The organism is Candidatus Pseudomonas phytovorans (assembly GCA_029202525.1).
GTDB lineage: Bacteria > Pseudomonadota > Gammaproteobacteria > Pseudomonadales > Pseudomonadaceae > Aquipseudomonas > Aquipseudomonas phytovorans.
Map to the genome: position 1 here is coordinate 662,197 of CP119325.1, position 20,281 is coordinate 682,477.

The window sequence follows — 20,281 nt, forward strand, 5'->3', positions numbered from 1 at the left end:
CATGGTTACCCGCAAAATAGCCAGCACAGGCCTACTTGTGCAACCAACTGAGAAAGCCGCCTTTCTTTATCGCGGTCGGCTTCTGCAGCAAAAGTGACTCCCGGCTCTGCCGGCGGAACCGCTGCAACTTGCTCAGCGCCGTCTGCACATCGCCACGCTGTATCAGGCAGCTTTTCACCTGTTCCTTGTCGATCCGGTACAGCACGCAACTGGTCAAGGTCCGGAACTCGGCAAACGAATCGTCTTCATCGATGATCCCCTCGATCCCCAGCACCTCGCCCGGCCCCATGCGCCCGGCTTCCAGCAGCTTGTCGCCGTCGCGTACCGAAGCGGAGACCACGCCGCTGCCAATCACCAGTAAATGGTCGGAATGCTCGCCCACCTCCAGAATCACCTGATCCGCCAGGTACTCCACGGCGGTCATGCGCTGGCTGAGCGCATCACGCTCCTCGGCGCTCAGTGAGCGGAACACCCGCACCTCGTCCAGCACCTCCCGCTGGCGGCTGCGCGGGGGTATGGCCAGGTCGACGTTCCACATCACTCCGCTGGCTTCCAGGTGGCGGTGGGCAAGGTCGAACAGCTGATTGCGTGCGTCACCCTTGGTGGCCGCGTCCGCCACGAAGCCACTGGCCTCGTACTCCACGGACTCCAGCGTAGAGACCTTCACCGTCACCTTCGGTTTTGGGCTGGCAAGAATGGCACTGACGCCTTGCAAGGCCTTTTCCAGAGCATCGAACACCCGTTTGGGCCGCACCTTGGCCGGCACCACCACGCTGATCGACACCCCGTGCACATCGACGGGGCGGCTGTGGTTGAGCAGCCGCGCCTTGGCTGCCACCGAATTCGGAATCACCGCCAGGCTACCCGTGCTCGTGAGTAGGCGGGTGGCGCGCCAGTCGATTTCCAGCACCTTGCCTTCGGTGCCGTCGATCGAGATCGAATCGCCAATCTGGTAGGGCCGCGTGGTGTTCAGAATGATGCCGCTGAACACGTCGGCCAGGGTGCTTTGCAGCGCCAGGCCGATGACGATGGCCATCACCCCGGAGGTGGCCAGCAAGCCCTTTACCGGCAGTTGCAACACATAGCCCGCGGCAGCGACCACCGCGACCAAGAAAATCAACGCCCCCAGCACATCCTGCAGCAACCGCCCGCCATGGCTGCCCCGCGCGACCAGCAACAGGCCGAACACCACCGTGACCGTGCGCGCGCCGAACAGCCACCAGCCGATGGCCAACACCGTAGCCATCAGGTTGCGCGAGACATCGTCGGGCCAGGGTGGCGGTTGCAGCGGGCTCATGCCGGCGGCCACCAGCACCGAGCTGAACAGCAGGAAGATCACCAGGCGCGTGCCGATGTGCCAGGCACGGCGCTGGATCGGGATCAGCTGCCAGAGCACGAGGTCGAGCAGGATCAGGGCGGAGCCGAGCAACAACGGGGACGACTGGATGAACGCCAGCATGGTGGTCTCGGGGGTGAGGGGAGGGCTGTCGGTAGTAATAGAGCAGGTTGGGGTTGCAAGCAATGGGGCCTGTACCGGCCTCTTCGCGGGCTTGCCCGCTCCCACAGGTACTGCGCTGCTTTTGAATCTTGTGCAATCCCTGTGGGAGCGGGCAAGCCCGCGAAGAGGCCAGCAAGTACAGCGCCAATCCATCGTTCCGAAAACAGAACGCTAAAGCCAAAAACCACTATCTACCGCTCGAAAGGTGATGGTTTTAATCTTCTCCCATCAACGCGAAACACCCAACTTACTGAAAAGATCAAACCCCTTAGGAGCTACCCCATGACCAACTTCAAATACAGCCGCCTGAACAAAGACGACGCCGCCGTACTGCTGGTCGACCACCAGGCTGGCCTGCTGTCGCTGGTTCGCGACATCGAACCAGACGCCTTCAAGAACAACGTGCTGGCCCTGGCCGACCTGGCCAAGTTCTTCAACCTGCCGACCATCCTCACCACCAGCTTCGAGCAAGGCCCCAACGGCCCGCTAGTGCCAGAGCTGAAAGCGCTGTTCCCGGATGCCCCGTACATCGCCCGCCCTGGCCAGATCAACGCCTGGGACAACGAAGACTTCGTGAAAGCGGTGAAAGCCACCGGCAAGAAGCAGCTGATTATCGCTGGCGTGGTCACTGAAGTGTGCGTCGCCTTCCCGGCCTTGGCTGCCCTGGAGGAAGAGTTCGAAGTGTTCGTGGTCACCGATGCCTCCGGCACCTTCAACGCCATGACCCGCGATGCGGCCCACGACCGCATGAGCCAGGCCGGTGCGCAGCTGATGACCTGGTTCGGCGTGGCCTGCGAGCTGCACCGCGACTGGCGCAATGACGTTGAAGGCCTGGCCGCGCTGTGCTCCAACCACATCCCGGACTACCGCAACCTGATGACCAGCTACAACGCCTTCAACGCCAGCAAGTAAGCCAATGCGCCCCGGGCACCGCCAGTCGGTGCCCGCCAAGGGCAGCACACCCATCCAATCCTCCGCCCGTTCACCGTTGCACAGTGGATGCGGGCAAGCTCATCCCAAGGAACGCCGATGAACACCGCACTCCAAGACAACCGCAACGTGGTGACCCTGGTCATTCAGCACAAGGTTCGCGCCGCTTCGCTGGCGGCGTACGAAGCTTGGCTCAAGCGCACCGTCAGCACCGCTCGCCGTCAGCCAGGGCACCTGGACGTCAACGTCATCCGCCCAGATGACGGCGGGCTGCACTTCACCACAGTGGTGCGCTTCGCCGATGCGAGCCTGCTGCAGGCCTGGGTCAACTCGGGCGAGCGCCAGGCGCTGGTCAACGAAGTGCTGCCACTGCTTGAAGGTGGTGACCACACCCAGGTCCACGATGACCCAGAGTTCTGGTTCACCCCACCGAGCACCACGGCCGCGCAGCCGCCGCGCTGGAAGCAGGCGCTGCTGACCTACCTGGTGATCTGCCCGATGACCATGGTCATTCCGCAACTGCTGGCGCCGCTGTTCGCACGCTTCCCGCAACTGGGTGGCCCGATCACCGGCAACCTCATCGCCAACCTGTTCGTCATCCTGCCCGTGGTGTTCTTCATCATGCCTTGGGTAACACGCCGCTGCGCCAACTGGCTGCGCGGCTGAGCCACGCCTTCACCTCGACACTTTCAAGGAGATACCGTTATGAGCACCTTCGTTACCCGTGATGGCACTTCGATCTATTTCAAGGACTGGGGCAGCGGCAAGCCCGTGCTGTTCAGCCACGGCTGGCCGCTGGATGCCGACATGTGGGACTCGCAGATGGAGTTTCTGGCCAGCCGCGGCTACCGCGCCATCGCCTTCGACCGCCGTGGGTTCGGCCGTTCGAGCCAACCGTGGAGCGGGTACGACTACGACACCTTTGCCGATGACATCTCCCAGTTGATCGAGCACCTCGACCTGCGCGACGTGACCCTGGTGGGCTTCTCGATGGGTGGCGGCGATGTCAGCCGCTACATTGCCCGCCACGGCAGCGAGCGAGTGGCCGGGCTGGTGCTGCTGGGTGCTGTGACGCCGGTGTTCGGCAAGCGTGACGACAACCCCGAGGGTGTCGACTTGTCGGTGTTCGAAGGTATTCGCGAAGGGCTGCGTGCCGACCGGGCGCAGTTCATTGCCGATTTCGCCACGCCGTTCTACGGCCTGAACCAAGGGCAGAAGGTGTCTCAGGGCGTGCAGACACAAACCCTGAACATCGCGCTGATGGCGTCGATCAAGGGCGCCTTGGACTGCGTGACGGCTTTCGCGGAGACCGATTTCCGTCCGGACATGGCCAAGGTCGATGTGCCGACATTGGTGATTCATGGTGACGCCGACCAGATCGTGCCGTTTGAGACCACCGGCAAGCAGGCAGCGGAGCTGATACGCGGGGCCGAGTTGAAGGTGTATGCCGGGGCGCCGCACGGGTTTGCGGTGACCCATGCGCAGCAACTGAATGAGGATTTGCTGGCGTTCCTCCAGCAGTAATTGTGGGAGGCATTCGCGGGCTCGCCCGCTCCCACAGGTACTGCACAGCGTCTGAAACCTGTGATTTCCCTGTGGGAGCGGGCGCGTCGAGCCGTCGAACCGCCGCGAAGAGGCCAGACCAGGCAGCACAAAACCTGATCAGGGCTAACCTTCTACAACCCACCGCACATCCATCCAAGCCTTGGCCCTGCACCAACCGGCATGCTCCGCAGTCGCGCCTGCCGCCGCCGCGCCCAGAGACGGAGAGCCCCATGTCCCAGGACCGCAACGACAAGACCCGTCGCCAGTTCCTCGCCACCAGCACCGTACTCGGTGCGGCCGGCGCGCTCTGGTCTGCATTGCCCTTCACCGGCCAAGCCGGTTCCGCTCACGCATCCACCCAAGGAGGTTCCATGACCGCCGACCTGATTCTGTTCAACGGTAAACTGCACACCGTTGACCGTGAAAAGCCCACCGCGACCGCCGCCGCCATCAAGGACGGCCGTTTCATCGCCGTGGGTAACGACGCCGAGGCCATGGCCCACAAGGGCGCCACCACGCAAATCGTCGACCTCAAGCAGCGCACGGTGATCCCGGGCCTGAACGACTCGCACCTGCACCTGATCCGTGGCGGCTTGAACTACAACCTGGAACTGCGCTGGGAAGGTGTGCCGTCGGTGGCCGATGCCCTGCGCATGCTCAAGGACCAGGCAGCGCGCACGCCTACCCCGCAGTGGGTACGCGTGGTCGGTGGCTGGAACGAATTCCAGTTTGCCGAAAAACGCATGCCGACCCTGGAAGAAATCAACCAGGCCGCGCCGGACACGCCAGTGTTCCTGTTGCACCTGTATGACCGCGCGCTGCTCAACCGCGCCGCGCTCAAAGCTGTCGGTTACGACAAGAGCACCCCGAACCCGCCGGGCGGCGAGATCCAGCGTGACAAGTTCGGCAACCCGACCGGCATGCTGATCGCCCGCCCGAACGCAATGATTCTCTACGCCACATTGGCCAAGGGGCCAAAACTGCCGCTGGAGTATCAGGTCAACTCCACCCGCCAGTTCATGCGTGAGCTCAACCGCCTGGGCCTGACCAGCGCCATCGACGCCGGCGGCGGCTACCAGAACTTCCCGGACGACTACTCGGTGATCCAGGAGCTGGCCGACAACAACCAGCTGACTGTGCGCATCGCCTACAACCTGTTCACCCAGAAGCCCAAGGAAGAACTGGACGACTTCAAGAAGTGGACCTCCAGTGTCAAGCTGCACAGCGGCACCGACTTCCTGCGCCATAACGGTGCCGGCGAAATGCTGGTGTTCTCTGCCGCCGACTTCGAGGACTTCCTCGAACCGCGCCCGGACCTGCCGCAGACCATGGAAGAAGAACTGGAACCGGTGGTACGCCACCTGGTCGAGCAACGCTGGCCGTTCCGCCTGCACGCCACCTACAACGAATCGATCACGCGCATGCTCGACGTGTTCGAAAAGGTCAACCGCGACATCCCGTTCAACGGCCTGCCGTGGTTCTTCGACCACGCCGAAACCATCACCCCGCAGAATATCGAGCGCGTGCGCGCCTTGGGCGGTGGTATTGCCGTTCAGGACCGCATGGCCTTCCAGGGTGAATACTTTGTCGATCGCTACGGCGCCAAGGCCGCCGAGCAGACCCCGCCAATCAAGCGCATGCTCGACATGGGCGTGCCAGTGGGTGCCGGTACCGACGCCACCCGTGTGTCCAGCTACAACCCGTGGACCTCGCTGTACTGGCTGGTGAGTGGCAAGACCGTCGGCGGCATGGAACTGTATCCAGAGGGTCTGGACCGCGACACCGCACTGCAACTGTTCACCCAGGGCAGCGCCTGGTTCTCCAGCGAGCAGGGCAAGAAAGGCCAGATCAAGGTGGGCCAGCTGGCTGACCTGGCGGCGCTGTCGCTGGACTTCTTCAGCGTTGATGAAGAGGCGATCAAGGGCATCGAGTCGGTGCTGACCATTGTCGATGGCAAAGTGGTGTATGCGGCGGGTGAGTTCGACCGCCTCGGCCCACCACAGGTGCCAGTGCTGCCGGAGTGGTCGCCGGTTGCCAAGGTGCCGGGGCACTGGCGTGTGGGTACACCGTCGCTGGCCGCTGCCGTGCACCAGTGCTCGGGGCCGTGCGGGGTGCATGCGCACAGCCATGACAAGGCACGCAAATCCAGTGTGCCGGTGAGTGATTTCCAGGGCTTCTGGGGGTCGCTGGGTTGCTCATGCTTTGCTTTCTAAGCTGAGCTGATGTGAAGAAGGGGCCAGTTATTGGCCCCTTTTTTTTTCCTTCAGTGCCGGCCTTTTCGCGGGCTTGTCACGCAAAGAGGCCGGTAATGCCAGCATCAATGTTGAGCCTTGTGCTCTGCGCCAGCCAACAGCCTGAAGGGGAAGTGCTCATGTCAGAAGGTGCCTTTGAGTGGGTATTCGATGATCAGGTAGATGCGGTCGATGTCATCGCCGGCCTGGGCCTGGTTGGCGCGATGGCTGACGTGGGAGAACGACAGGCTCAAGTCCTTGGCGGCACCTGACTGCACCACGTATTTCAGGTCGATGTCGCGTTCCCAGTGCTTGCCGCCTTGGCCGTACTGACCCACGTAGACACCGCCCGCCGGCGCATGGCTGCCGTCAATGCCACGGCCGCTGACGTAGCGCCCCATCAGGCTCAGGCCGGGCACGCCGAGGGTGGCGAAGTTGAGGTCGTAGCGCAGTTGCCACGAACGCTCGCCCGGGCCGTTGAAGTCGGCGTATTTGATCGAGTTGGCCAGGTAGATGGAATCGCCGCCGACGAAGTCGAACGGGGTGTCGCCCTCGACTTTCTGGTAGGCCAGGCTTACCGCCTGGGCGCCGAAGCTGTACTTGGCCAGCAGGCTGTAGGCGAGGGTGTCGATTGCCCCGGCGCTGGCGCTGCCCGTGTCGCGGGTCTTGTAAAGGTTGCCGTCCACGCGCCAGTTGCCATCGGCCAGGTTCAGGTTGAGGTAGGCCTGGCGCCAGGTGTCTTCCAGCTGGCCGGCGTAAAGCGCAGCACCGAACGGGCCAGCGGGCGCGAAGGTGGCGCCGGCCAGGCTGATGGCCCGGTTGTGGGTGGTGGCACCGTAGCCGCTGAAGTCATCAAAGCTGGAGCTGTTGTCCTGGTTATTGAAGGCGGTGAAGCGCCCGGCCTGAAGGCGCCAGTCGGGCAGGTTGGTGTTCTCCACGAACCAGCCGGTGGCGTATTCCGGGTGCAAGCGTTTGTCGCCGGTGTCGAACACCGGGGTTTCCACCATCATCTCGCCGTAGCGCAGTTGGGTATTGCCCAGGCGCAGCTTCAGCGCTGCGCCGGCGCTGGAGTAGTCAGACTCGGCGCGGCCATCGCTGTCGCGTGGCAGCAGGCCGGTGCCGGCATGGCCACGGCCGCCGTCGAGCTTGAGGCCTAGAAAGCCATGGGCGTCGATACCCACGCCGACCAGGCCTTCGGTGAAGCCCGAGCGGACCTCGCCAATGAAACCCTGGGCCCATTCCTGGCGGTAGTTCTGGCCGCCGCCGGAGGGCGAGCGAAAGTCGCTGTGCAGGAAGTAGTTGCGGCTGAGCAGCGACCAGCCGGGTTCGTCAGCCTGGCTGAAAGCCGGGCAAAGGGCGAGGGTGGCGAGCAGGGCGCGGCCTGGTCCGGGGGTGGCGCGGATCATGGGGGCTCCGGGGGTTATGATCCGGGACTGTGGAGCAAGGATAGGCCGGGAGTCTTGTAAGCGTGTGCTGGGAGGTTCTGCTTTACCTGTGCCGGCCTCTTCGCGGGCGCGCCCGCTCCCACAGGATCACCACAGGCTCCGAACCCAGTGCAATACCTGTGGGAGCGGGCATGCCCGCGAAGAGGCCGGCACAGGCGTCAAGCCATGTCGCTGATCGCAAATTCCTCAGCCAGATGATCGATCAATGCCCGCACCGATGGCAGCAACCCCCGCCGCGACGGGAAGATTGCATGCACGATGCCACACCGTGGATGCCACTCAGGCAGCAGTTCCACCAACCGCCCCGAAGCCAAATCCTCACGCACCGCCACTCGCGGCAAGTGCGCAATCCCAACCCCGGCTACCACGAAATGGCGCAAGGCGAACAGGTCGTCAGTCACCATACGCGGCGTATGCGGGATGACGATGCTGCGGCTGTTATCCTCACCCTGGAACAGCTCCCACTGGTACTCACGCTGGGCACTGCCCCAGTGCAGGCTCGGCAGCGTGCCGAGCAACTGCGGGTCGAAGCCTTTGGGCAGTTGCGCCAGGTAGTGCGGCTGGCCGACCAGGCACTGGGTGCTGTTGCTCAGCACCTTCATCACCATGTCGGTGTTCTCCAGCGGCGGAAAGCGCACCCGCAGGGCAAGGTCGAAGCCCTCGTGCAACAGGTCGACGCGGCGGTTGGTGCTCTCGATGAACAGCTCCACCTGTGGGTACTTGAGCATATAGCGGGTCAGCATCGGTCCGACCCAGGAGTTCAGCAGCGTGGTGGGGCAACTGATGCGTACCAGCCCGCGGGGCTCGCTGCGGTTGCGCTCGATGATCTCTGCCGCGCCCTCGGCTTCCACGCGCATGGCCAGGCAGCGGTTGTAGTAGGCCTGACCGATCTCGGTCAGCGAGCAGTGCCTGCTTGTGCGATGCAGCAGGCGCACGCCAAGTCGGTCTTCAAGGTCGGCAATGCGCCGGCTGAGTTTCGACTTGGGCATGTCCAGCGCCCGCCCGGCCGGGGCGAAGCCGCCGTGCTCCACGACTTGGGTGAAGTAGTAGAGGGAGTTGAGGTCTTCCAATGATCGTTCTCCAAACGGAACGCTAAGGACGGTTTTCGCAGTCTAGTGCAGCAAAGGTGATGATTTTAATCTGTGCCCATCAACGCGAAACACCCCGAATTGCTGAAAAATTCATAACCCTTAGGAGCACAGACCATGAGCAAATTCACCTACAACCGCCTGAACAAAGACGACGCCGCTGTACTGCTGGTCGACCACCAGGCTGGCCTGCTGTCGCTGGTGCGCGACATCGAGCCGGACAAGTTCAAGAACAACGTGCTGGCCCTGGCTGACTTGGCCAAGTTCTTCAACCTGCCGACCATTCTCACCACCAGCTTCGAGCAAGGCCCCAACGGCCCGCTGGTGCCAGAGCTGAAAGCGCTGTTCCCGGATGCGCCGTACATCGCTCGCCCTGGCCAGATCAACGCCTGGGACAACGAAGATTTCGTGAAGGCGGTGAAGGCCACTGGCAAGAAGCAGCTGATCATTGCGGGTGTGGTGACTGAGGTTTGCGTAGCCTTTCCGGCCCTGGCGGCCCTGGAAGAAGAGTTCGATGTGTTCGTGGTGACCGATGCTTCCGGCACCTTCAACGAAATGACCCGCGATGCTGCCCATGACCGCATGAGCCAGGCGGGGGCGCAGATGATGACTTGGTTTGGTGTGGCCTGTGAGCTGCACCGCGACTGGCGCAACGATGTGGAAGGGCTGGCGGCGCTGTGCTCGAACCATATTCCGGATTATCGCAACCTGATGACCAGCTATAACGCGTTGACTGCGGGTAAGTAACAGCCCGGTAGTTGTGTGCAAAAAGGCCGGCTCCCTTGGTAGGGGGCTGGCCTTTTTTGTTGCGCTTTGTTCCAGCCGTTGACCTTTATTGATAGCGTTGCTAGCGTTTCACCTGAGTGCGAAGCCAGTTGTCATTCAGCGGCAGTAACTGGATCAGGAACCCCGTCGATGGCTGAATCATCAGCGTCGGGTGAGACCTCCACACCCCGGCTTGAGGGCGTGCATATGAATATCAAGCACTTGAGGGGCCACTGGAAACAGTGGCCCTTTTCTGTGGTTGGTACTGATATTTGCGTCGCCACGGACTCTGTGGGAGCGGGTTCACCCGCGAAGAGGCCGGTAAAGGCGATTCAATTTATAGGCTGTGACTCAATACCATCCAGCAATGCCTCAACCAACCCTTCTGCCATTTCGAGTGCATTCAGGTTGCTCCAGAACAGGCTTTTGCCTGTGTCATCCAGATGCTCCAAGGCTTTGTAGCCACAGTCATAGGCACCGCGCAGGTACTGGGCGACATGTACCAGGGCATCGTGGGCGGAGACGCCCGGGTTTACGGTGAACAATGGGGGGTGGCCGGCATCGCAGCGGCTGAAAGGGCGTTGGGTGGTGTCGGGGAGGGGTGGATCGGGGACGATTCTCTTCATGGCAATTCCTTCTCCAGAAATGAACTGCAACCACCCGTTTCCACGCAGAAGGCGGCAGTTGTACGCGAGGTGGAAAACCGGGGAGAAGGCAAGCCGGTAGGCCAAAAGGCCACACGCGCACAACTGCCATTACGGCAGTCCTTCATCACATCCGGGTTTCCACACCCGATCGCTGAACCGACAGCGACCCGGTTAGCCTAGAGAGCAGGCCTTCCCCGGACAATCAGACGGGCGTCGACACGGTGTGTAGGATAATTCTTCAGGTAATACACTTAGGTAGGAAATGACTTGGAAGCGAGTAGGAAGGTTCTGAGAATCCTGTCCGCGTGATGGCAGCAAGGTGTCCGCCGATAGGTTGTCAGTGCCTGTGAGATCGAGCGCCGCCCGCGCGGCGCTTCGCGGGGCAAGCCCGCTCCCACATTTGTTTCGGGCCAATTATTCCTGAGGCATTGGCGCGCGGCCCCTTGTTTGTTCCATTCGATATCGCATGTTGCGCAGTTGCTTATCATCCATCTCCAGCCATGCGCCAAGGGTGCGCGCGCCAATGGAGGCAGGAGAGACTGGCCCGAAACAAATGTGGGAGCGGGCTTGCCCCGCGAAGCGCCGCGCGGGCGGCGCTCGATCTCACAGGCGCTACAACCCTCACGGCATGCACCAAACGGCCTTAATCCGCATCCGAATCAAACAACCGCTCCAATTCCACCCGTGCCTCCTTGGCCGTCTGCATCACCTTGGCCCGGTCATCACGCACCTGCCCCTGGGCCACCAGCACCTCCTCGTCATGCTGGGTAAACCGTGCAATCCGGTCCGCCGCCTGTTCATCGCTCAAGCCCAACCCCACCAGCGCCCGGCGGGTCATCTCCAGGCTGGAGTAGAACGTCTCGCGAATCGGCTCGGCGCCTGCATCCACCAACTTGTGCACATGCTGGCGGTTACGTGCCCGGGCCAGCACCTTCAGGTGCGGGTACAGGCGTTTCACCCGCTCTGCGGTATGAATGGCAGCTTCAGGGTCGTCGATGGTAATGATGAAGTACTCCGCTTCACCCACCTTGGCCGCATGCAGCACTTCCGGGCGCAGCGGGTCGCCGTAAAACACCGGTACCTGTTCGAACATCCGCGTCATCTCGATGGTGTCCACCGAGGTTTCCAGGGCAATGAACGGGATTTTCTGCGCCCGCAGAATGCGCGCGACGATCTGACCCATGCGGCCCATGCCGACAATCACCACCCGCGGCGTATCCGTCTGGATCTGCTTGTACTGTTCTGGCACCTCACGCACCGGCTGCGGGCGTTTGAGGGCGCGGGCGCAACCCAGCATCAACAATGGGGTAATGGCCATCGACAGGGTAATGGTCAGCAGCAGCAGGTCGTAGGTCTGGGTGTCGAACAAGCCTTGGTCCTTGCCCAGCTTGAACACCACGAAGGCAAACTCGCCACCGGCCGCCAGCACCATGCCCAGGCGCAGGGCGCTGGCGCTGTTCAGGCCACCGACCAGGCGCCCGACGCCTACCAGCAGCATCAGCTTTACCGCCACCAGCAGCAGGGTCAGGCCCAGCACCACCAGCGGCATTTCCAGCAGCAAACTCAGGTTGGCGCCCATGCCCACGCTGATGAAAAACAGCCCCAGCAGCAGGCCCTTGAACGGCTCGATCTGCGATTCAAGCTCGTGGCGGTATTCCGAGTCGGCCAGCAGCAGGCCGGCGAGGAAGGCGCCAAGGGCCATGGAGATGCCGGCTTCTTCCATCAGCCAGGCCGTGCCGATCACCACCAGCAGCGCGGTGGCAGTGGACACTTCCGGCAGGCCGGTGCGGGCCACGGTGCGGAACACCGGGCGCAGCAAGTAGCGGCCGCCGACAATCACCACAGCGATGCTGGCGAAAACCTTCAGACCGTGTTGCAGGCTGTCGCCGTGGCTGGTGTCCGGGCCACTGGCGGCCAGCAGCGGTACCAGGGCGATCAGCGGGATGGCGGCAATGTCCTGGAACAGCAGGATGGCAAACGCCAGGCGCCCGTGGGGGGCGTTCAGCTGCTTGCTCTCGGCCAGGCTCTGCAGGCCCAGAGCGGTGGACGAAAGCGCCAGGCCCAGGCCGAGCACGATGGCTGCCGGCAGTGTCTGGCTGAAGCCGAACAGGGCAATGGCACCGATCAGCGCGCCGGTCAGCAGCACCTGGGCGGTACCGACACCGAACACCGATTTGCGCATCAGCCACAGGCGTTTGGGCGAAAGCTCCAGGCCGATGATGAACAGCAGCAGCACCACGCCCAGCTCGGAAATGTGCGCCACACTTTCCGTGTCGCGGATCAGGCCAAGCGCTTGCGGGCCGATGGCTACACCGGCCAGCAGGTAGCCGAGCACAGCGCCCAGTTGCAGGCGCTTGGCCAGGGGGACGGCGACGACGGCGGCCAGTAGAAAGATCACCGCGGTTTGCAGAAGGCTGCCTTCGTGTGGCATTGGCTCGTACTCCATGAGCTGCCGGGGCAGCGTTTGAACAGTTTGGCCGACGATTCTGAGGGGCGCTGTCTGCTCAGACAATCTGCTGTAGGGAAGAAAGATTGTCTCGGGATAGGTGACAGTCTGGGCTGGCCTCTTCGCGGGCATGCCCGCTCCCACAGGTATTGCGCAGATTTTGAGGCCTATGTTGTCCATGTGGGAGCGGGCGCGACCGCGAAGAGAGCAACGCAGTTTTAACTATTCACCACCACCAAACTGCGCCCGATACTGCGCTGGCGTCATGCCAATGCGCTCGCAGAACACCTTCCTCATATGCCGGTCGCTGCCAAACCCGCACTGCGCCGCCACCACCTTCAGCGGCAGGTCGCCGCATTCAAGCAGCTTGCGCGCCCGGTCGATACGCGCATTCTGCAGGTACTGCAGCGGGGTAATTCCTACTTCCCGCTGAAACGTGCGGGCGAAATTACGGCTGCTCATGGCCACCAGGTCGGCCATTTTCTGCACGGTGAACACCTGCTCGATGTGGTCGACGATGTACGCCTGCACCCGGGCAATCGGCGAATCATCACGCGGCACCGCAGCCAGCAACGGCCCGTAAGGTGTTTGCCCACCTTGGCGATGGCGGGCGACCAACAGCACCTTTGCCACTTCCAGGGCCAGCGCCTTGCCGTGGTCCTCGGCCACCACCGCCAGCGCCAGGTCGATCCCTGCGGTAATCCCGCCCGAGGTGATCAGGCAGCGGTCGATCACGTAGATCTGCTCGGTCTCGACCTTGGCCTCAGGGAACGCCCGCGCCAGGCGCTCTACATAGTTCCAGTGCGTGGTGCAGCGGTAGCCGTCCAGCAACCCGGCCCGCCCCAGCAGAAATACCCCGGTGCAGATGGCACCAAAGCGCCGGGCACTGCGCACCGCCTGTGGCAACCAGCGCTCCAGCGCTGGCACGGCGATGTCATACGCGCCGGGGCCGCCGGGCACCAGCAACAGGTCGACGGCTTCAGGCAAGTCTTCCAGGCGCAGGTCTGCCACCACCTTCAGCCCGCATGAACCGCGCACCGCTGCTTGCCCTTCGGCCAGGGTGAGCAGCCGGTATTGCCGATCTGCCGGCAAAAACCGGTTGGCGATGGCAAATGCATCCAACGGGCCGGTGACGTCCAGCAACAGCACGTCGTTGAACAGCACCATGGCCACGGTGCGGTGAGCGGTTACCTGCATACGTCGTCGCTCGTTAGCTGAATACAACACGCATATTAAGGCATCCAGCGGCCCACAATTAAGAACAATTCAGGTTTGGCTCAGGACTTTGTCATGTGCCGGGGGCGAGACTTTCTGCATTCAACAGGAGAGTCGCCATGCACCCCGGCACGCCCCAGGAGCCGCTGCAAACCCCCGGCGCATTGACGCCCGCACGCTTGCGCCAGGCCAAGGAACTGATGCTGCGCAGCTCGCTGTCGATCATCGAGATCGCTGGCGTGTGCAACCTCACCCGCAGCCATTTCTCCCGTGCCTTCAAGGTCAACACTGGCCTCTCGCCCCAGGCCTGGCGCCTGCTGGCGCGTATGGAAAAGGCCAAGCGCCTGCTCGCCACCGAGGCACCGATCACCCATGTGAGCCTGGAGTGCGGCTTTTGCGACCAGGCCCATTTCACCCGCGCCTTCAGCCGCCTGGTTGGCCAGCCGCCCAAGGCCTGGCGCCAGGCGCAGGCGATTGCTTAAGCCGAATCTATCCACCGGTATAAGCCCTTGCGGACAGTGCCGGCCCGTATTCCCAACCCAAGGAGTCACCCCATGAGCCAACCCGATTACAAACGCTTGAACAAAGACGACGCCGTGGTCCTGCTGGTGGACCACCAGACCGGCCTGATCTCGCTGGTGCAGGACTTCTCGCCCAACGAGTTCAAGAACAACGTGCTGGCATTGGGCGACCTGGCCAAGTTTTTCGGCCTGCCGACCATCCTCACCACCAGCTTCGAGCAAGGGCCGAACGGCCCGCTGGTGCCCGAGCTGAAAGAAATGTTCCCGGACGCGCCGTACATTGCCCGCCCAGGGCAGATCAACGCCTGGGACAACGAAGACTTCGTCAAGGCAATCAAGGCCACCGGCCGCAAGCAACTGATCATCGCTGGCGTGGTGACCGATGTGTGTGTGGCGTTCCCGACCCTGTCGGCACTGGCTGAAGGCTTTGAAGTGTTTGTGGTGACCGATGCCTCGGGCACCTTCAACGAGACCGTGCAGCAGGCGGCGTGGGTGCGCATGACCCAGGCAGGTGCGCAGATGATGAACTGGTTCTCGGTGGCTTGTGAGCTGCACCGCGACTGGCGCAACGACATTGAAGGGTTGGGTAACCTGCTTTCCCAGCGCATTCCCAACTACCGCAACCTGATGAACAGCTATTCGGCGTTGACCTCGCGTTGATGTAAACCTGTACCGGCCTCTTCGCGGGCACGCCCGCTCCCACAGGGACCGCGCAGTCCACGGGATTTGCACTGTCTCTGTGGGAGCGGGCGTGCCCGCGAAGAGGCCGGTACAGGCTAAGCAGGACTCACAGGCAGGGTGAAACGAATCCGGCACCCGCCAAGTTCCGACACCAGCGCCTGCAGCTGCCCACCATGGGCCTGCACCACCGAACTGCAGATCGCCAGGCCCATCCCCATGCCACCGCTCTTGGTGGTGTAGAACGCCCCGAATACCTGCTCCCGCTCCTCGGGTGCAATCCCTGGTCCGTTGTCGTCTACACAGATCTCCACCCCATTCCCAACCACCGTCGATGCAATCCGCAGTACGCCATCACTGCGATACCCCGCCAGCGCCTCCAGGCCATTGGTGATCAGGTTGAACACCAACTGCTGCAACTGCACCGGGTCGGCCATTACGCTCACCCCCGCTTGCAAGCGTGCCTGCACGTCTACCGTGCCCTTGGCGGCATCGACCGAAGTCAAACGCACCACCTCGCGGATCAACTCGTCCGGCTTCACGGCCTTGAGTTGCATCGGCGACTGCTTGGCCAGCGAGCGCAGTGCACGCACGATGTTGGCGGCGCGTTCGCTGTCGTTGCGGATGTCTTCCAGGCCGGCAATTGCCTCTTCCAGATCGGGCTTGGCACGCTTCAGCCAGCGCAGGCTGGCGGCGGCGTTGGAGGTAATGCCCAGCAGTGGCTGGCTGATCTCGTGGGCGATGGACGCCGACAGCTCATTCATCACCTGCAGGTGCGCACTGCGCGCCAGCTCTGCACGTGAGCGGCGCAATTCGGCTTCCATTTGTGCGCGGCTCTGGTTGTCTTCGGCCAGGCGCGTATAGAACTTGGCGGTCTGCAGCGATACCGCCGCCTGCGAAGCGAGGATTTCCAGCATGGCCAGGCGCTGGCTGCCGAACAGGTTAGGTACCAGGCGGTTCTCCAGATACACCAAGCCAATCAGTACGCCCTGAATCACCAGCGGCAGGCACAGCACAGACCGTGCATTGCGCGCTTGCAGCTCTTGGCGGAAAGCCTCGGGGCAGTCGCTTTGGGCATCGTTGAGTACCAGCGGCTTGCGCGTGTGCATGGTGGTATTGATGACCGACAGCGGTGCCTGGGTCATGAACTTCTGGCAGTTGTCCATGCTGACGTGCAGCCCGGCATCGTCGATGTAGGCGAGGGCGGCCATCTGGAATTCGGCACCGCTGACGATCAGCAGCGCGCCGTGGTCGGCGCCGGAGTGCTGGGTCAGGTGGCCCATCAAGGTTTCGATCAGGCCTTCGAGCAGCACTTCTTCGGACAGCGCCCGCGCGGCTTCGATGCCGGCTTCCAGGTCGAGCCTGGCCTGCTGGGTAGCGCGGTAGGTCTCCTGGATGGGCTGGGTGCGCAGGAACGGGTGCAGGGTCTCCAGCTGGTGCACCTTGCCTGTTGCCCCCCAGATATGGAAACAGTCGCGGGCGATGCGCAGGTGCAGGTTGGCACCGGAAATCAGGCCGCTAGGGATGCACACCTCGGCCAGCTGTTCGTGGGCCAGGGCCTGCTCGTGGATGAAGCCGGCTGCGGTGGCGGCGATTTGCGCCTGGTCGAAACAACGGATGGCGGCCAGACCGTCACCTTCAAGCTTGGCGATGACGCCTTCGATCAGCAGCAGTTTGTTGCGGAAGGTGGCCGGGTTGAAGCTGGCCCAGCGACCGAATCGCTCACGCAAGCCGCGCAGCTCGCTCAGTTTCTCGGCCAGGCTTTCGGGGGCCTCCGGGCTGCCCAGGGCCAGGCCGCGGAACAGGTGGTAGTCGGCGAGGTTGATGTGCGCAGGTGCCGCCCAGGCATTGTCACCGGCCTTGGCCAGGTTACGCAGGGCGTGTGGAATGTTGCCCAGGTAGAAGGCAGACATGCCCGTGAACAGGTGCCGGAAGAACAGCGTGGTCGCTGAGTTGACCGGCGTGGCCGAGGCCACACACGTTGTGCCGCTCAGGCTCGCGACGAACCCCTGCTGAGCCTGCAGGGTCTGCTCGATATCGCTGTAGCCGCAACCGCGAACGACGGCCAGGCCCTGTTGCACTTCTTCAGCTATATCCGGCAGGTAACGGCCCATGAACAACGAGTCGGAAACCAGATGGTTGCGGGCATGGCAGCCCATCGCCAGGTCGCCGCTAAGGCGCGCCGAGTCGACCGCTTCCAGCGCGGTGCGGCGGGCGGACTCCATCGGCGAGGTCCAGGCGCTGACCTGGTCCAGGGCCAGCAGCGCGCTGGTCAGGTCAACCTCGAAACCGTGCCGCTCGATCAGCTTCAGCGCAGCCAGGCAACAGGCATGGCCGTCGTGGTAGGCGCCGAACCGCTCGGCGATCATCACCCCGAACCAGGCCAGGGCGTAAGTGCTGCCTGGGGCAACGCCATGCAGCAGCGACAACTCCATGATCCTGGTCAGGTGCAGGAAGCGCAGGTCGTCCTGCACGGAGAATGAAGACGAGAGCGTGGCCAGCAGGCCGATCGCCGCCTCCACGTGCTCTGAGTCGGTGCGTGGCAGTGACTCCAGGCAGTGGCGACCCTTGTTTTCGATCATGGCGAGCACACGGGCATGGCTGGCTTCTACCTGTTGCCGGTCGACGCCCCGTGCCAGGCCGATACCCAGTAGCTCCAGGCCTGACAAGGCGCTGTCGATGGCCGCCTGATAGTCGCCCTGCAAGGTGAACAGGCCGGCCTGCAACCTGCAAAGCCGAGCACGGTCCAGCGCCGAACGCGCGCGCTGCCGGCACTCGCTGAGCTGGGCTTCGGCCGCGGCGATGCGCGACAGTTGCATGTCGCACTCCGCCGCCATGTAGGCGATGGCAAAGCCATGCGTGGCGCGGCTTTCCAGCGTGCTGGCATGGTGCAGCAGCTGTTCGGCCGTGTGCAGGTAACCCGCAGCCTGGGCAAAGGCACCGCTGTCGCGCGCGCGCAATGCTGCCTCTCGTAAAAGCTGCAGGAAAACGTCGCAGTCATCCGCTGCAAACCCGCGTGGGTTGGCGCTTTGCAGCTGGTGGGCGACCTCGAAAAGCACTTCGTGCAAGTGCTCTGGCCAGACCTGGAGCATGGCTTGGGCAATGCGTGCATGCAGGGATTCGCGCTCGCGCACGGGGGTAAGTTGATAAGCCGCTTCCATCACCCTGTCATGGGCAAAGCCCAGGCCCTTCTGGCTCGGCAGCAGGAAGCCCGCGCCAATCAATACCTGCAACGGTTCGCCCGGCGCTTGTGCAAGAACCTGGCGGAGCAAGCGTTCATCGCATCGGCTGCCCGCCGCGCTGACGATGCGCAGCACGTCGCGCTGGGGCCCAGGCAGGCGCACCAGGCGGTGGATCATCAGGTCGGCGACATTGTCGGAATAGCGGTGCCGGGCCACGGCCTGCAGACACCATGACCAGCGCATGGCCTGGGTATCGAAGGTGAACAACTGGTCTTCGACCATAGCCCTGAGGATCTGGTTGATGAAAAACGGGTTGCCGGCGGTCTTGTCATGCACCAGCCCGGCCAGTTGCAAGGTCTGGTCGGGATCGACGTGGTAGCGTTCGCCGATCAGCTCGGCCACCGCGCCAACGGCCAGCGGGCGCAGGTTCAGGGTGGTGCTGCGCACGGCTGCTGGCATGGCAGGTGGTGCACTGCCGGCTTGTATGTCATTGCGCCGGGCAAAGATCAGCAGCAGGTTGCCGGGCGCCTGTACGAGCAGTTGTGCCAGCAGCTGCTGCGTAGCGTCGTCGGCCCACTGCATGTCGTCGAGAAACAGTACCAGTGGCAGGCCAGGGCGGCTGAACACCTGCAGAAATTCAACGATTGCCCTTAACTCCTTCTGCAACGCAAGGCGTGTGGGTTTTGCTGGCAGCGTGGGTAGCGGGCCCAGAATGAATTGCAGGTCTGGCGCCAGCGTGCCCAGCAACCGGCCGTGGCCTTTGATGCGGCGCAAGATCTCGCGGCGCAGGGTGCCGAGGTCCTGGCTGTTCTTCGCCAGCAGCTGAGTAGTCAATGCGCCGAGGATTTCCACCCAAGGCGCATAGGGCACGGTCTGGCCCAGGCTATTGCACTTGCCGATGGCCCAGTAGCCGTGGGCGTTGCTCTTGAGCGCTGCCTCGACCAGGCTGGACTTGCCCATGCCGGCGGCACCGTTGATGAACAACGCTTGTGGCGTGCTGTCGCGGCGCAGGCCCTTGAGCATCAGGGCGATGGCTTTTTGTTCCGCATTGCGGCCATACAGGCGCGTGCGGTTGGGGGCGACCGGGTCGGCGCAGCCGGGGGTGAAAGCTGCCATGGTCTTGCTGCTGGCCCATTGCCGCTGGCAGTGGGCGAGGTCTACTGCCAAGGCGCGAGCGCTCTGGTATCGGGCGTCCGGCTCTTTGGCCAGGGCCTTGGCCAGTATCCGGCTCAGAGGCTGCGGCACGTTGTTGTCCACTTCGCAGGCTGCCCTGGGCTGTACGCCGGCATGCAGCTGGCGCCAGTGTTGGGTGTCGCGCCCCGCCAGCGGTAGCTCGCCCAGCAACAGCTGGTAAAGGATCGCGCCCAGGGCATAAATGTCGCTACGCCGGTCGCTGCTGCTGCCGTGTGGGCAGACTTGCTCCGGCGCCAGGTAGGCCCAGTTACCGAGCGGGGTGCCCTGTTCGCTGAACAGCTGTGCCGGCCCTGCGCGAAAGCAGCCCAGCCGCACCCGCTGAGTGCCCTGCAGGTACACATGCTCGGGTTGCAGGGCGCCATGCAGTACGTTGCGTTCGTGGGCCAGTGCCAGTGCTGTGGCGGCGTTGACCGCGATGTCGAGAAACGGCTCCAGGGCCGCCGGGCCTTCGATCAGCAGGTCGGCAATCGCGTGGCCGGCCGGGTATACCAGCAGCGGGCCCTCGGCTGAACGCACGAACGCCGAGGGGATTACCGCCCACTGCGGGTCCAGCTCCAGCTGGTAGTCACGCTCCAGGCGCTGGCAAGCGGCCGGTGCGTCGAGTGGAGCACGCGCAGCGATCCACGACTGGCCGGTGACAGCGTCGTGCAGGCGGAAGTAGCTGAGCTCGCCTTCCTGGCCCAGCGGTGTGATACCGCACCGATTCAACCAGCCCTCGTCGATCGACTGGTCAAAATCGATGGGCCTGTGAGCGAGGCGTTCATCGAGCATCCGGCACCCCCTGGCAGCGACATCCTGATGCGCGAGTATACGCAGCGAGCCCAGTAAGGCTGAGGGTTGTAGCCCGCTTGGCAGGAACGGGCACGCCGTTGTCCGTTATCGTACCCTGAGTACCG

Annotated in this window: 14 protein-coding genes; 7 read left to right on the top strand and 7 right to left on the bottom strand. The window is 63.3% G+C overall.

Translation table 11 applies throughout. The annotated features are described in order from the left end of the window. Window positions 1-31: 31 nt before the first annotated feature. Entirely contained in the window at window positions 32-1,459 is a 1,428-nt protein-coding gene (locus P0Y58_02925) for a mechanosensitive ion channel family protein (protein ID WEK31162.1), read from the bottom strand. Window positions 1,460-1,780: 321 nt separating this feature from the next. Between P0Y58_02925 and ycaC (P0Y58_02930) the strand changes: the two genes are divergently transcribed. The 4 genes from ycaC (P0Y58_02930) (at window position 1,781) to P0Y58_02945 (ending at window position 6,186) form a co-directional block, all read left to right on the top strand. Further along, complete coding sequence (ycaC, locus tag P0Y58_02930) at window positions 1,781-2,410, top strand: isochorismate family cysteine hydrolase YcaC (protein ID WEK31163.1); 630 nt, start codon at window positions 1,781-1,783, stop codon at window positions 2,408-2,410. A gap of 117 nt (window positions 2,411-2,527) precedes the next feature. Next, the gene (locus tag P0Y58_02935; protein WEK31164.1) at window positions 2,528-3,094 is read left to right on the top strand and encodes an antibiotic biosynthesis monooxygenase; all 567 of its coding nucleotides are present in this window, start codon (window positions 2,528-2,530) and stop codon (window positions 3,092-3,094) included. A 39-nt stretch (window positions 3,095-3,133) separates the two neighbouring features. Then, window positions 3,134-3,952, top strand: a complete 819-nt coding sequence (locus P0Y58_02940; protein WEK31165.1) for an alpha/beta hydrolase — start codon at window positions 3,134-3,136, stop codon at window positions 3,950-3,952. A 392-nt stretch (window positions 3,953-4,344) separates the two neighbouring features. Next, on the top strand, window positions 4,345-6,186 hold the full coding sequence (locus P0Y58_02945) for an amidohydrolase (GenBank protein WEK33262.1): 1,842 nt from the start codon (window positions 4,345-4,347) through the stop codon (window positions 6,184-6,186). A gap of 161 nt (window positions 6,187-6,347) precedes the next feature. Here P0Y58_02945 and P0Y58_02950 read toward each other — a convergent pair whose 3' ends face one another. Further along, complete coding sequence (locus P0Y58_02950; protein ID WEK31166.1) at window positions 6,348-7,610, bottom strand: OprD family porin; 1,263 nt, start codon at window positions 7,608-7,610, stop codon at window positions 6,348-6,350. Window positions 7,611-7,807: 197 nt separating this feature from the next. Next, a complete protein-coding gene (locus P0Y58_02955; protein ID WEK31167.1) occupies window positions 7,808-8,719 on the bottom strand; it encodes a LysR substrate-binding domain-containing protein in 912 nt (303 codons plus the stop codon). 135 nt (window positions 8,720-8,854) lie between these two features. On the opposite strand from P0Y58_02955, the gene ycaC (P0Y58_02960) reads away from it, so the two are divergent. Beyond that, window positions 8,855-9,484, top strand: coding sequence for an isochorismate family cysteine hydrolase YcaC (gene ycaC, locus P0Y58_02960; GenBank protein ID WEK31168.1), 630 nt, complete (start codon window positions 8,855-8,857; stop codon window positions 9,482-9,484). Between the two features lie 350 nt (window positions 9,485-9,834). Here the strand turns inward: ycaC (P0Y58_02960) and P0Y58_02965 are convergent, their stop codons facing one another. The 3 genes from P0Y58_02965 to P0Y58_02975 form a co-directional block, all read right to left on the bottom strand. After that, the gene (locus P0Y58_02965; GenBank protein ID WEK31169.1) at window positions 9,835-10,128 is read right to left on the bottom strand and encodes a hypothetical protein; all 294 of its coding nucleotides are present in this window, start codon (window positions 10,126-10,128) and stop codon (window positions 9,835-9,837) included. 664 nt (window positions 10,129-10,792) lie between these two features. Next, window positions 10,793-12,580: a monovalent cation:proton antiporter-2 (CPA2) family protein gene (locus tag P0Y58_02970; GenBank protein WEK31170.1), complete on the bottom strand. Its 1,788-nt coding sequence runs from the start codon at window positions 12,578-12,580 to the stop codon at window positions 10,793-10,795. A gap of 237 nt (window positions 12,581-12,817) precedes the next feature. Continuing rightward, window positions 12,818-13,792, bottom strand: coding sequence for a GlxA family transcriptional regulator (locus tag P0Y58_02975; GenBank protein WEK31171.1), 975 nt, complete (start codon window positions 13,790-13,792; stop codon window positions 12,818-12,820). Between the two features lie 137 nt (window positions 13,793-13,929). Here P0Y58_02975 and P0Y58_02980 point away from each other — a divergent pair, with 137 nt between their 5' ends. Together P0Y58_02980 and ycaC (P0Y58_02985) are read left to right on the top strand one after the other, a co-directional pair. After that, complete coding sequence (locus tag P0Y58_02980) at window positions 13,930-14,292, top strand: AraC family transcriptional regulator (protein ID WEK31172.1); 363 nt, start codon at window positions 13,930-13,932, stop codon at window positions 14,290-14,292. A 72-nt stretch (window positions 14,293-14,364) separates the two neighbouring features. After that, window positions 14,365-14,991: an isochorismate family cysteine hydrolase YcaC gene (ycaC, locus tag P0Y58_02985; protein WEK31173.1), complete on the top strand. Its 627-nt coding sequence runs from the start codon at window positions 14,365-14,367 to the stop codon at window positions 14,989-14,991. A gap of 116 nt (window positions 14,992-15,107) precedes the next feature. On the opposite strand, the gene P0Y58_02990 is transcribed toward ycaC (P0Y58_02985), so the two are convergent. Next, the gene (locus P0Y58_02990) at window positions 15,108-20,156 is read right to left on the bottom strand and encodes an AAA family ATPase (protein WEK31174.1); all 5,049 of its coding nucleotides are present in this window, start codon (window positions 20,154-20,156) and stop codon (window positions 15,108-15,110) included. Window positions 20,157-20,281: the final 125 nt, after the last annotated feature.

Coding starts and splice junctions, on each gene's coding strand:
- P0Y58_02935 (WEK31164.1), top strand. CDS start 2,528: ATGAACACCGCACTCCAAGACAACCGCAACGTGGTGACCCTGGTCATT.
- P0Y58_02965 (WEK31169.1), bottom strand. CDS start 10,128: ATGAAGAGAATCGTCCCCGATCCACCCCTCCCCGACACCACCCAACGC.
- ycaC (WEK31168.1), top strand. CDS start 8,855: ATGAGCAAATTCACCTACAACCGCCTGAACAAAGACGACGCCGCTGTA.
- P0Y58_02970 (WEK31170.1), bottom strand. CDS start 12,580: ATGCCACACGAAGGCAGCCTTCTGCAAACCGCGGTGATCTTTCTACTG.
- P0Y58_02925 (WEK31162.1), bottom strand. CDS start 1,459: ATGCTGGCGTTCATCCAGTCGTCCCCGTTGTTGCTCGGCTCCGCCCTG.
- ycaC (WEK31163.1), top strand. CDS start 1,781: ATGACCAACTTCAAATACAGCCGCCTGAACAAAGACGACGCCGCCGTA.
- P0Y58_02945 (WEK33262.1), top strand. CDS start 4,345: ATGACCGCCGACCTGATTCTGTTCAACGGTAAACTGCACACCGTTGAC.
- P0Y58_02940 (WEK31165.1), top strand. CDS start 3,134: ATGAGCACCTTCGTTACCCGTGATGGCACTTCGATCTATTTCAAGGAC.
- P0Y58_02950 (WEK31166.1), bottom strand. CDS start 7,610: ATGATCCGCGCCACCCCCGGACCAGGCCGCGCCCTGCTCGCCACCCTC.
- P0Y58_02990 (WEK31174.1), bottom strand. CDS start 20,156: ATGCTCGATGAACGCCTCGCTCACAGGCCCATCGATTTTGACCAGTCG.
- ycaC (WEK31173.1), top strand. CDS start 14,365: ATGAGCCAACCCGATTACAAACGCTTGAACAAAGACGACGCCGTGGTC.
- P0Y58_02980 (WEK31172.1), top strand. CDS start 13,930: ATGCACCCCGGCACGCCCCAGGAGCCGCTGCAAACCCCCGGCGCATTG.
- P0Y58_02975 (WEK31171.1), bottom strand. CDS start 13,792: ATGCAGGTAACCGCTCACCGCACCGTGGCCATGGTGCTGTTCAACGAC.